Raw genomic sequence first — 11,809 nt, forward strand, 5'->3', positions numbered from 1 at the left:
TATCCTAGCTCCGTTTAGTGACGGAGCTGTTCTCTTCTTTTCTACTGCTTAAAAAATACACGAAATTACCACGCAACTTGTGCCAATTGGTTTCGAACAACGTAAGAAACTACAGCTCAAGTAAAGAGAGGTAGTTGTGATGAGTCTTAAAGACCGTTTAGAGCGGTGGGAGCCGCATTTTGAAGCTGGGGGAAAGTTTCAGCGTTTCTATCCTTTGTATGAGGCCGCCGCGACCATTTTTTATACGCCTGGTGCGGTGAATAAAGGTCAAACCCATGTCCGAGATAGTATCGATCTAAAACGCATTATGATCATGGTGTGGTTGGCGACCTTTCCTGTCATGTTTTGGGGGATGTACAACACTGGTCATCAGGCTGTTAGTGCCTTACTTGCCACCTATTCACAATCGGAGCTTGTTGCCTTAATCGAGCAAAGTTGGCGGTTGAGCTGGGTATTTGGCTCTCCACAAGCCATGGTCGACAGCCATTGGGCGATGCAAATGTGGCTAGGTGCCAGCTATTTTTTACCCGTCTATATGACGGTGTTTATTGTTGGTGCATTTTGGGAAGTGCTGTTTGCTGTTGTTCGCAAACACGAAATTAATGAAGGTTTTTTTGTTAGCTCGGTCCTGTTTTCATTAACCTTGCCGCCGACCATTCCGCTCTGGCAGGCCGCGTTGGGGATCACCTTTGGTATTGTGGTGGCGAAAGAAATATTTGGCGGAACGGGGCGAAATTTCCTTAACCCTGCGCTGGCTGGTCGTGCTTTTCTCTATTTTGCATACCCAGCAAACATGTCTGGTGGTGCAGTGTGGGTTGCCGCGGATGGGTACACGGGCGCTACGCCGCTCAGCCAGTGGTATGAGGCAGGTGGAGACGGCTTAATCAATAACATTAGTGGCGATGCGATATCTTGGACCGACGCGTTTATTGGCAACATGCCGGGCTCGATGGGTGAAGTCTCAACCTTGCTGATTGCCTTGAGTGGCTTAGCGTTGATCGCAATGCGTATTGCGTCATGGCGGATTGTCGCTGGTGTGTTTTTGGGTGCGCTACTCACATCGACGCTTTTGAATCTTATTGGCTCAGACACGAATCCGATGTTCTCAATGCCGTTCTATTGGCATCTGGTGTTAGGTGGCTTAGCATTTGGCGCCTTTTTCATGGCCACCGATCCTGTCTCGGCTGCGTTTACAAATAAAGGTAAGTGGGCGTATGGCTTGTTGATTGGTGTTATGACGATTGGTATTCGTGTGCTTAACCCTGCCTACCCAGAGGGGATTATGCTCGCTATTCTGTTCGCCAACTTGTTCGCTCCGCTGTTTGACCATTTAGTCAAAGAAGGCAATATAAAGCGGCGCCGCAACCGGGCGATCAAACCCCAAGCATAAAGAAAGGCCACCCTAACTGGGGTGGCCTTAAACATTTAGTGCCAGCATAAATCAATCTCGAGTGGGGGAGAGTTACCATCATCTTCACCACACATTTCATCGTAGGCGTTGTTGTGAATTAGAGTGGCAGATGAAAATGAGTCATCCCGAAAGTGGTGCCTGACTTGTTCCAAGCTGAGAAACTTGAGAGGGTGCTGTTTCTCGTCTCTGATTAGGTGTTTTTGCTGGTTCTCAACTCGGTAAGCTAAGTAAATACCGCCTTCAAATGACTCGATAAGCAAATTCATAACAAGCTCCTTTGTGTGAATGCTAGTGTTTGTTACGAAGGCTGGCGGCAGAAGTTCAAATGTATGTGAGAGCGAAAACGCCCCGCAGTCGCGGGGCTTATAGTTAGTATTGATAGGCGCTTGATTTAGTCGTAAGCACTATCACCGACATACTGAATGTTCATATTGAAGGAAGGTACTTGATCAGTAAGGCCCATTAGGTGGATGCGATGAGTGCTTGGGTTGGTAAACTCATTGCTGTAGTCAAAGTCTAAGCTTACGTATTCCTTACCGTCTTCAGTCTGTGTCCAGCAATTGAAGCCTTCATTAAAGCTTGCGCGTTGGTCACCAAAGAAACCGCCATCAAACGAGTTTTGCATATCTGAACAAGTGATATCACCATTTGGGTTATCAATGAATAGATCGGCATCTGCAATCCCGTCATTTCCGCCATCTTCTTCGTTACGCATTTGCGGAGTGATGTACAGCTCGACGTAATCTCCATTAATGAAGAGTGTGGTTAATTGAGCAGTATTTTCCCATGAACCTGTCGAGAGAGTACTTAGTCGACCTTCTGCATCCGCTTTGTTCGTCAGCGCTTCAAATGCGGAGTAGTAGTCATCATCACCTGTATCTAGTTCGACACTGTTTACAATGTAACGAGTGTTGTCACCCAATGCTGAAGTATGCGCAATCTCTAGCGTCATCGGATCATAATGGTCTTCGACGATGGTGATCACGTCCCCTTCAATGGTGTAGGTTGCGCTTGCGTTTTCCGCCACAGGAGCACAGCTCTTGGTGACATCGCCAGTATAAGACTCACTGCCGAAGTAGACTTTACCGTTTTCCAAATAGAAGGTTTCACAGTAATTTAGCTGAACCTCATCGTCGCCTTCTGGTGTCTCGATAAAGTACAACGTTTTACCTTCCAACGGATGCAATGGACCAGGCTCTGGTGTTGCTGCTTGCTGAACATCCGGTAGCTCGAGTTCCACAGTGGTCGACAAGCCAAGCTCGTCTGTTGCAGTCAGTTTGATGGTGTAGTCGGTGTCATCGTCTTCTTCAGAGCGAACAGGTTTACCTTGAACGCCAATCACCCCAGAGCCCATGTTGTCGAAGATAAGGCCGTTAGTTGTCGCGTTTGAAGAGAAGGTTAAGGTTAGATTGTCGCCAATAAATAGGTTGGTGAAGTCAACGGTGTAACCTTCACCCAGATCTTTACCTTCGATCAGTTCCCAAAGGTCCACACCGTCCTGAAGGCCTGCTAGAGCGTCGTCTGAGTAGGTAGGCTCCGTAACATCGCCTTCATCCACTTCGAGAGTGAAATAGGCAGGCGTGTAATTGGTGTCGTCTGAGTTACCGATCATGACGATGATTTCAAACTCACCCGCTTTGGTAATCTTGTCACTTTGGCTAACACCAATGTTGAGTTTGTTGTTGTCGTAGTCATAGACCGCTTTGATATTGCTACCCGCAAGTGCGGTGTCGTCAACTTTAATTAAGCCGAGATCGATTTCGTCAACGTCTTTATCTTCAAATAGGCCTTTCAGGTCCAATTGAACAAGATAGTTGCTCGCACCTTGCATGCCTAATTCGAGTTCGACATCATCTAGCGCTTCTTGCACCGCGTCGTAGACATCGTCGTTGACGGTGGTTTTATAGCTTGGGTTTTCAATCTCACCTGATGGAATTTCCGTGACGTTACCATCAGTATCGACTGGGACAACGGGCTTGAAGCTGTCTTCATCAAGCAGTTCAGGATTGCTCTGTGCGATGGCTTCAACGGCTTTGTCCGCTTCTTTAGCAATTGCTGTGGCAGCATCGTGGTAGGTGCTTGGGTTTGCGGCTTTTGTTTCAGTTAGAATTTGCGCAGTTTTGTGCAGCTTTGAGTCAGCTTTCGCCCCTTCCACGTAGTCTGAGTAGAGGTCGAGGTCACCCGATGCGTCACCTGTAAGTGCTTGGGCAACCGCGGCTTCCGCCTGTTCGATGGTTTTACCCTTGCTTACCTCAATGGCGACAAGATCGGTGATAGGAGAGATCACGTTTGAGGAGTTTGGCGCGCGGAACACTAACTCATGCTCCATTGGTTGGCCTGGTAGGTCCATATCAACCGTGTAAATGCCAGCATACTTCTCTGAGTCAATCGCGATCAGTTTACCTTGCGCTGTGCCACCCGGTGTCAGGGTTTGAATCGCCAACGTGCCTTCAGGCTTGGTCTCACCAACATCCAACTGGCCTTTGCTGTTTGTCAGGCCCAAGAAGCTATCGGTGCTTGGCTCCCAGCTGCCATTTTGGTTGTTATCGATAAACACCACGGCATTTTTGAAGTAACCATCAAAGCCTGTAAGCACCACACCTTGACGTGCAACGTTATCATCGCCACTGCCACCCGAACCGCCGCCACAACCGGTAAGTGCGATTGCCACTGATGTTGCCAGTAAACTGATCTTTTTCATTCTGAATTGTTCCTTGCTTGGTTAAGCTGCTTGTTTGTACTCAGCGAACCAAGTTCTAAGCCAAAAGTTTAGTTCGCTGATAAATTAGTCACTTTTTATAATCTCTACTTAATAAACTCAAGACACGAAAAGCAGAGCAAAAACCGTAATTTAATTTAGGTTTTTTTACTCAATTTTTTGCAGAAGGGGGAGCTAAGGGGTTGAACGATAAATCATATTGATTTTAAGTTCTTCTAACCGTTCAGCGTACTGCGGATAAGGTCTGAGAATATAGCTGTATATTTCCCCTTCCGCGAACTTGTCGTACGGCGTGTAAGCGCCATCAAAGGCGATAGAGATTCGGCCTGTCACACTATTACTTTGAAACTCAACGCACTCCACATTGTGGTCTGGAATGGTGCGGTCAGACGATGAAATGATGTCGATACCATACTCACCTAGACCACCCACCACATCCATTTGATACCACTTGGCAATTTGAGCGCAGCTTAGGTTGTGCTGTGGCGCGACGAGATTCAGATCTGAGTCGACGGTTTCACTGTTTGGCCCCACCACTTGATGGCCGTAATCATAAAGATAATTACCCACCTCAATAGGCAGGTATTGGTCATCCGGAAGTGGCAGTAGGTAGTCAAATTTGGTCAATTGAAACTGCTTTTGCCCCGTTACCGCTGTGAGCCTTCTTTCCATTTCGGCGCGTGATTTTTGCATGGTGTAGCTTTCAAACTTTCGACCATTATCAACGGCCACCAAATAGTTACTTACCTCTGGCGATACGTTGGATGAGTACTGATGTTTGAGTGTCCATATTTGGTCTGCATCAAGACTGGAAAGTTGGCTAGCCATGATGAGCTTGTCTTCGTCTAGGTAATAACTGCCAATTTTCTGTAGCTGAGACTCTGTCGGGCATGACGTTTTATTGTTTGATGCCGCAAAGTAGACCTCTTGCTGGGTAAATTGAAACGCTTGGCAATAAACCACTTCGTAGAGGGTAAATTGCCCATTCAACTCATGCGTCGTTTCAAGTCGATATAGGATATCGCCTTCTAGCGGATGTTGAGCATGGGCCAAACGATCATGCAGTGGCAGTGCAAACCGAGCGCTTATCCAGTTCTCTTCAAACTGAGCACTCTCTCGGACGGAGATTGTCAGTGACGGGTTGGATGTAGAGGCGGGGGTGCCACTGATGGTGAGTATCGGACCTCCGCTCAGGCTCATCCCCGCGAGGTTCAAGGAGATGCGAGTGGCAAGCAGATCGTTGTCTGGGTCATCAAACAAGTTACTGATATTGACCTTCAGCTGGGCAGGCTCCCCCACAGTAAGCGGCCATTGATTGATAAGAGTGAGAAGCCGTTGGTACTCCTCTTCGACGATAAATGGGGGCGAGTTTTCACGGCTTGCCATGTGAACTTGCGTGTCGCGAGTAATCAGAGTGCTAGTGGTTGGCTCGACGGACTCCTCGAGTGGCAATTGCTCGTCTTGACGTTCTACCTGTGGCGCTTTCGCTGGTTCGTCCGGTGGCGTACTTTCCGATGCCGCGCTAGGGCTAGGTTGCTTAACCACTTCAACGGCGCGTGGTCCTTTCACTTGGTCTTTTGCCGTGGCCGAAGGAGTGGGCGTTAGGGTTAACACTTGGCGGCGAGGTTTGATTTCGTCAGGGGCAGTGTGTGTACTCACTTGAAGGGGGAACACACACCAGCCAATGAATGCGCCAAGCGTGACAATAGCGGCGGTAACGCGTTTTTTCATGACAGTGTCATTCTCGCCTGTAGCCAGCTGCGAGAGAACTTAAGGTCCTTTTCTATCAGGCTATTACTGCACTCAAGCAGTTGGCTAATTTCTTGGTTTTTTAGTCCCATCAAATATTTGAGCTTGAGCGCATTGGATTGCCTCGGATAGCGGACGCTGAAACTGTCTAACGCGCGGTCAAGGATAAACAGTTGCTCGAATTTATGCTGTTGGCAGTCTTGCTCTTCAGCTTGCTGCTGACGCTTTTGTGCTTGATGCGCCCGCGAGTTATCGATCAATATCTGACGCATAATCTTCGCGGCCATCAGGTAGAACTCGCGTTGAGATTGTACGTCGCTGAGGTCGGCGGTCGACATCTTCAAGTAGGCTTCATGGATCAACGCGGTAGTGCTGTTGACACTATCGGCGAGTACTTGGTTTTCATCGCCATATTTTTCTGCGCTGCGTGCTCGCTCTTGCTGAGCAATTTTCCTCAACTGCAAATACGCAAATTGATAGAGTTTATTTTCTGCCTGTTTGTCACCCGCTTGCCACAGTTGGATGATTTCAGTCAGTGAATGCTTGGTCGTCACTAAATGGTCTCCTGCACTTTTACAAATTCAGAGATGGAGTAGGTGTCTAGCTGTTCATCACCTTGCGCACTGCGAGTGAGATTTTGTTGGTAGCGGTACAGAACACCCTTGTCCCACGATTTTCCAGCGGGTAGATATTCCCAAGTGGTGTAACGAGGCTTTGGTTGTTTGGGTTGATACCAGCGGACAATTAAATTGAGCTGTTCGATTGATGCGGTTGGCGACTCCGGCGAGACCCACCACATATCGCCATAGGCATGAGTGACATCCTCTGCGTAGTCGCGCGCCTGTGTTGGGCATTGACCGTCAATGAGCTTGCTTTGCTTGATACGACTCTGTTCGATTAGAAGGCAGGTTTCTTGAAGCTCACCTTGGTGGTAGGTGGTTTGTTGCCATACGCCTTGATAGTCGATTTGGGTATATTGGTGTTTCGGGTAGGTAAACCACAGCATCTCACCTTTATTCGGTCGAGTGACCTTGTCGGTTTGTCCAAGACCTTGAGATTTTTCCATCAATAGCTGAGTGGTCGGGTCGAAATTGATCGCCAACGAGCGGTATTTCCAATCCCCTTCGTCATTGAAGTCATCAATAGCAAAGCCATTAAGGTCATTGCGAGTACAGCCCCGGTTCGCGCAATGGAAGGTGCCAAAGTCATCAGGATAGTGTTCGATGGGGGTAGTGATAGTGTGCTGACGTTCACTTGGCTGAAGCTGACAGCCATTGAAGTGGTCACCAAGGCTCGGGTATTCGATCACCGAGTCGGCGGTGATGCGATAGGTCAAGCTACCAATCGGCGGGCGATAGTGAGGGTGGTTTTTGAGCCTCACATCATAGGCACATAAGCGGCCATTGCCATCACGCTGTTTGACGATAACGTTTTGCAGTTCGAGGTTAAGTGGCTCAAACACAATCGCCTCTGACTGAAAATGGTCACGAATGTAGACATTGCTCTCGTTGAGGTGCTCGACAGCGTCGCTGACAGACGCGGGCTGTGATTGGGTGAGCCGTTGTAAGTCGGCTTCTACCAACTGGTTTAAATCTAGTGTTCTTAGGTTGTCTTGAAACTCACGATTGCTGAGCTGCGAATCAAGCAGCAGAATCTCTTTACGATTATCCGGCGTGCTGTCTAACGAGAGCAGCAGTCGGGTGATATTGATACTGCGACTGGGCTTGGTTGATATGGATGTTGGTGTAATGACTTCTTGAGCCGACACGGTAGAGAGCAAGTAACGGCGGTTGTTGTCACCAAGATAGAAACTGATCACATCACCGGGGCGATACTGGAATGCGCCTTTCTCGGTTAGTCCAGAGAGCTGCGAGCTAGTTTGGTAGTGTAAGCCCGTCACAGGCGCATCAATAAAGAACCCTGTTTGAATGTTGTCAGGTTGGGCAAGGCTCATTGCTGACACACTCATTAGCAATACGCTGGTTAAAAGTGTTGAGGTGCGCATTTTATTTGACTTTGTCCTTGTCTGTTGAGGAAGGCGACGCCGCTTTCTCTTCGATTGGCGTCATCATCACGAGAAGTAACTTTTGCTTGATGTGTTTGGGCATGTCGGGATTGGCTAGAATCCGGCGACGCGTGAGGTCCAGAAACGACGGGAGCGGCATTTGTTGCGCGGCTTGGCTTTTGGAATGAAACATCATGCTGGAAACCTCAAAGATCATGTTCTCAGCGATGCGCTTTTCGTGTTCCAGTTGCTGATTTTTATACGCAAGAGAAGACGAGAAGTAGCCGCCTAAACCGATCAGCAATAGGCACAAAGAACTGATCACTGGGTTGCGTTGAAACAAGCGCAAGCTGCGATAAAACGGCACGTGACGTTTGAGTGAGATAGGTCTTTTCTCAAGCAGGGCTTCGATGTCTTGTTTGAGCGTTGTAACCGAGCCAAAACGCTTGGCGCTATGGTGTTCTGTGGCGCGCTGCTGAATCATGCCTAGGTCGGAAAAACGGGCTTGATGAGGGCATAGCCACATCAGTAATTTACCGAGTGCATAAATGTCGCTGCTGGCGGTCACCGGTTTGCCTTGCTGTTGCTCTGGGCTGGCGAACGCTTTGCTAAATGCGGTTAAACATTCAGAGTAACCCAATGAGACATTCGCTTTTTGGGTGAGATTGAAATCAATCAGTTTGATGTGTTGATACTCATCAACCAGAATGTTCTCGGGCTTAATATCGCCGTGAACAATGCCTTGGTGGTGGGAGTACTCCAGCGCGCTGCATACTTGACCAAACAGGTTGAGTTTTTGTGTCAAAGAAAGAGCATGTTGACTAAGAAATGTATCGAGCGATGTGCCTTCGACATGTTCCATCACAATGTAGACTTCGCCATTGTGGATTCCGCCATCGAAGACTTTGGCAATATTAGGGTGATTGAGCTTCGCCAGCAGTTGCGCTTCACCAAATAGCGCTCGATTGTCGAACACTTGAGCTAAATCGGATTGCAGGAGTTTGATGGCGAGCTTCTGCTCAAAGGCTTTATCAGCACGACAGGCAGCATAAACCACGCCCATTCCTCCACGGCCGAGCTCATGGAGAATGTGGTATTTGTCGATTTGTTGATCGGTATAGTCTACTTGCGAAGAGGCACTATGCTCAAAAGTGAACTGAAACAACTGATCAAGATGATCAGAGCTTTCAGCCGCAACTAGTGGGGCAACTTGTTGATACAGTTCGGGTTGGTGCTTTTGGAGTTTGTCTAGCGCTTCTCTTTTTTGCTGGTCATCTAAATCCAACAGCAAGTAATACACATCGGTTTTACTTGAATCTAGCTTCACTGAACGTCAGTTTATATTTCATTTTTATCGGCACAGTCTATAGAAAAACCGGGTGTCTTTCTTACTAAATTTATCGAATTTGAGAATACTTGCGCCTTATTTGATAAATCTCATAATAAAAAAGCAGCCATGAGGCTGCTTTATGACATTAATTTGTTGCTTAGCGCATGGTAACGAACTCTTCAGAGCCCGTTGGGTGAATTGCCACCACAGAGTCGAAGTCTGCTTTGGTTGCGCCCATCTTCATTGCTACGCCGAAGCCTTGAATCATCTCATCAACGGTGAAACCGATGCCGTGTAGACCAACAACTGTCTCTTCTTCGCCCGCACAAACCAGTTTCATCTTACATGGCTGACGGTGCTTAGTGACGGCGGTGTACATTGCGGTAAAGCCAGACGTGTACACTTTCACGTTGTCTTTGCCGTACTTCTCTTCCGCTTCTTGTGTTGTTAGACCAATCGTGCCGATTGGTGGGTGGCTAAACACAACAGTTGGCACTAGGTTGTAGTCCATTTTCGCATTGGTTTTGCCGTTGAACAGACGCTCTGAAAGTTGGCGACCGGCTTTAACCGCAACTGGCGTCAGCTCGATACCGCCTTCCATGATGTCACCGACACAGTAGATGCCTTTGACGTTGGTCTCTTGGTATTCATTTACCTTGATGTAACCACGGTCATTGGTTTCAACGCCAGTAGATGCAAGGTTGATAGCATCAGTGGCAGGGTGACGGCCGATTGCCCAGATCAGTTGGTCAACGTTTTGCGTGTTACCGTTTTCTAGGTGAAGAGTTAGGCTACCATCTGCTTCTTTTACGATCTCTTTTGGAATCGAATGCGTGTGCAGCTTAGGGCCTTCTGCGTCCATTACCTCAACTAGCGTTTCAATGATCATTGGGTCAAAGCTACGTAGTGGAGATTCTTTACGCACAAACAGGTGAGTTTCCGTGCCCAGTGCGTTCAGTACACCAGCGATTTCTACCGCAATGTAACCTGCGCCGATCACGGCAACGCGTTTTGGTTGCTCGTTTAGCTCGAAGAAGCCGTTAGAGTCGATGCCGTATTCCGCACCTGGAATGTTCGGAATAGTTGGACGACCGCCAACAGCAATCAGGATATGATCGGCGGTGTAGTGTTCACCATTCACTTCCACCGTTTTCTCATCAACAAACTTAGCAAAGCCTTTGATGACGTTGACTTTGTTGTTGCCAAGTACGCGGTCGTAAGATTGGTGAATACGACCAATGTACGCTTGGCGACTTTCTACCAGTTTGCTCCAGTCGAAGCCTTTTACATCGATATCGAAGCCGTAGTCTTCAGCGTATAGATTCATTGCATCTGCAATTTGAGCGCCGTGCCACATCACTTTCTTCGGTACACAGCCTACATTGACACAGGTACCGCCAAGGTCTTGAGCTTCGATTAGGGCTACTTTCGCGCCGTACATCGCCGCGCGGTTTGCTGATGCGATGCCGCCTGAGCCGCCGCCGATACAGATGTAATCAAAATGAGTCGCCATTACTTTCTCCGAGCTTTTTGAATTATTGATTGCTATGCCAATGACATTGGGGCGAGGAGTCTGAAACTCAATCGCAGCACATAGCTGTCCTTATCTCTTATCATAAATCGACCATCATCGATTTCCCAATGGGAAAAAGTGCGTGTCGTTATGACATTTAGCGATAAAGCAGAGCGTTTTGGCCCTGCCGTCTAGAAATCGATTATTCCGGAACAATCCATTCCACTTTGAAGTGACCGGTTGCAGGTGCAATCGCTTCCTTCAAAAATGGCAAAATTTCTTTCATTTGGCTTTCTAGTTTCCACGGTGGGTTGATCACTATCATGCCCGATGCCGTCATGCCACGTTCGTTGGTGTCTGGGGCAACGCCAAGTTCGATTTGTAGAATTTTGCGAATACCCAACCCTTCCAAGCCTTCAATCATGTCTTCGATATCACAGCGGTTGACCACTGGGTACCAAATCGCATAAATGCCTGTTGCCCAGCGTTTGTAGCTTTGGAAGATCGCTTGCACCACATCGCGATACTCTTTTGCTAGTTCGTAAGGTGGGTCAATCAACACCAAACCACGGCGTTCTTGCGGTGGCAAGCTCGCTTTTAGGCGCTTGAATCCATCTTCTTTATAGATGGCTACTTGGCGATCACGATGGAACTCTTGTTCAAGCAATGGGTGATCAGCAGGGTGCAGTTCGGTTAGAACCATGCGATCTTGCGGGCGAATTTGCGCGCGTGCGACTCGTGGTGAGCCAGGGTAGTAGCGTAGAGTGTCACCGTTGTTGAGTGTTTTGATGGCGTCAAGGTAGCCCTGAATCTCAGCAGGAATCGCTTTTTGGTCCCACACGCGGGCAATGCCTTGTTTGTATTCACCGGTTTTCTCTGACCATTCGTGAGTCAAATCGTAGCGACCAACGCCAGAGTGCGTGTCATGGTAAACAAAAGGCTTATCTTTTTGCTTTAGAGAATCCAAGATAAGGCTTTGAACAATATGCTTAATCACGTCAGCGTGGTTGCCTGCGTGAAAACTGTGGCGGTAACTTAACAAAATATTTCTCTCAGAATAGGTGCAACGAGCATGATGAATG

At 48.0% G+C, this 11,809-nt stretch carries 9 protein-coding genes; 1 reads left to right on the forward strand and 8 read right to left on the reverse strand.

Features of this window, described 5'->3' with window-relative positions:
• The first annotated feature begins 139 nt into the window (after nucleotides 1-139).
• The gene (locus OH458_RS19015; RefSeq protein WP_269979470.1) at nucleotides 140-1,390 is read left to right on the forward strand and encodes an NADH:ubiquinone reductase (Na(+)-transporting) subunit B; all 1,251 of its coding nucleotides are present in this window, start codon (nucleotides 140-142) and stop codon (nucleotides 1,388-1,390) included.
• A gap of 35 nt (nucleotides 1,391-1,425) precedes the next feature.
• Here the strand turns inward: OH458_RS19015 and OH458_RS19020 are convergent, their stop codons facing one another.
• The 8 genes from OH458_RS19020 to OH458_RS19055 form a co-directional block, all read right to left on the reverse strand.
• Nucleotides 1,426-1,698 carry a DUF6482 family protein gene (locus OH458_RS19020; RefSeq protein ID WP_223300427.1) on the reverse strand — a complete coding sequence of 91 codons (273 nt, stop codon included), beginning with the start codon at nucleotides 1,696-1,698 and terminating at the stop codon, nucleotides 1,426-1,428.
• Between the two features lie 104 nt (nucleotides 1,699-1,802).
• Nucleotides 1,803-4,112 carry an acid phosphatase gene (locus tag OH458_RS19025; protein ID WP_269979471.1) on the reverse strand — a complete coding sequence of 770 codons (2,310 nt, stop codon included), beginning with the start codon at nucleotides 4,110-4,112 and terminating at the stop codon, nucleotides 1,803-1,805.
• Between the two features lie 192 nt (nucleotides 4,113-4,304).
• Complete coding sequence (locus tag OH458_RS19030; RefSeq protein ID WP_269979472.1) at nucleotides 4,305-5,861, reverse strand: hypothetical protein; 1,557 nt, start codon at nucleotides 5,859-5,861, stop codon at nucleotides 4,305-4,307.
• On the reverse strand, nucleotides 5,858-6,433 hold the full coding sequence (locus OH458_RS19035) for an ECF-type sigma factor (RefSeq protein WP_005475111.1): 576 nt from the start codon (nucleotides 6,431-6,433) through the stop codon (nucleotides 5,858-5,860). Before OH458_RS19035 ends, OH458_RS19030 begins: the two co-directional genes overlap by 4 nt.
• Nucleotides 6,433-7,884: a chromosome partitioning protein ParA gene (locus OH458_RS19040; protein ID WP_269979473.1), complete on the reverse strand. Its 1,452-nt coding sequence runs from the start codon at nucleotides 7,882-7,884 to the stop codon at nucleotides 6,433-6,435. Before OH458_RS19040 ends, OH458_RS19035 begins: the two co-directional genes overlap by 1 nt.
• A 1-nt stretch (nucleotide 7,885) precedes the next feature.
• Complete coding sequence (locus OH458_RS19045; RefSeq protein WP_038192520.1) at nucleotides 7,886-9,211, reverse strand: serine/threonine protein kinase; 1,326 nt, start codon at nucleotides 9,209-9,211, stop codon at nucleotides 7,886-7,888.
• A 160-nt stretch (nucleotides 9,212-9,371) separates the two neighbouring features.
• The gene (gene gorA, locus OH458_RS19050; RefSeq protein ID WP_038139790.1) at nucleotides 9,372-10,727 is read right to left on the reverse strand and encodes a glutathione-disulfide reductase; all 1,356 of its coding nucleotides are present in this window, start codon (nucleotides 10,725-10,727) and stop codon (nucleotides 9,372-9,374) included.
• Nucleotides 10,728-10,929: 202 nt separating this feature from the next.
• Nucleotides 10,930-11,769: a 23S rRNA (adenine(2030)-N(6))-methyltransferase RlmJ gene (locus tag OH458_RS19055; RefSeq protein WP_269979474.1), complete on the reverse strand. Its 840-nt coding sequence runs from the start codon at nucleotides 11,767-11,769 to the stop codon at nucleotides 10,930-10,932.
• Nucleotides 11,770-11,809 lie beyond the last annotated feature (40 nt).

It is taken from the genome of Vibrio sp. MarTm2 (assembly GCF_027587055.1).
Lineage (GTDB): Bacteria > Pseudomonadota > Gammaproteobacteria > Enterobacterales > Vibrionaceae > Vibrio > Vibrio sinaloensis_D.

Excerpts from the sequence above, each read along its gene's own strand:
- OH458_RS19015 (WP_269979470.1), top strand. The coding sequence starts at position 140 with ATGAGTCTTAAAGACCGTTTAGAGCGGTGGGAGCCGCATTTTGAAGCT.
- OH458_RS19025 (WP_269979471.1), bottom strand. The coding sequence starts at position 4,112 with ATGAAAAAGATCAGTTTACTGGCAACATCAGTGGCAATCGCACTTACC.
- OH458_RS19030 (WP_269979472.1), bottom strand. The coding sequence starts at position 5,861 with ATGAAAAAACGCGTTACCGCCGCTATTGTCACGCTTGGCGCATTCATT.
- OH458_RS19040 (WP_269979473.1), bottom strand. The coding sequence starts at position 7,884 with ATGCGCACCTCAACACTTTTAACCAGCGTATTGCTAATGAGTGTGTCA.
- gorA (WP_038139790.1), bottom strand. The coding sequence starts at position 10,727 with ATGGCGACTCATTTTGATTACATCTGTATCGGCGGCGGCTCAGGCGGC.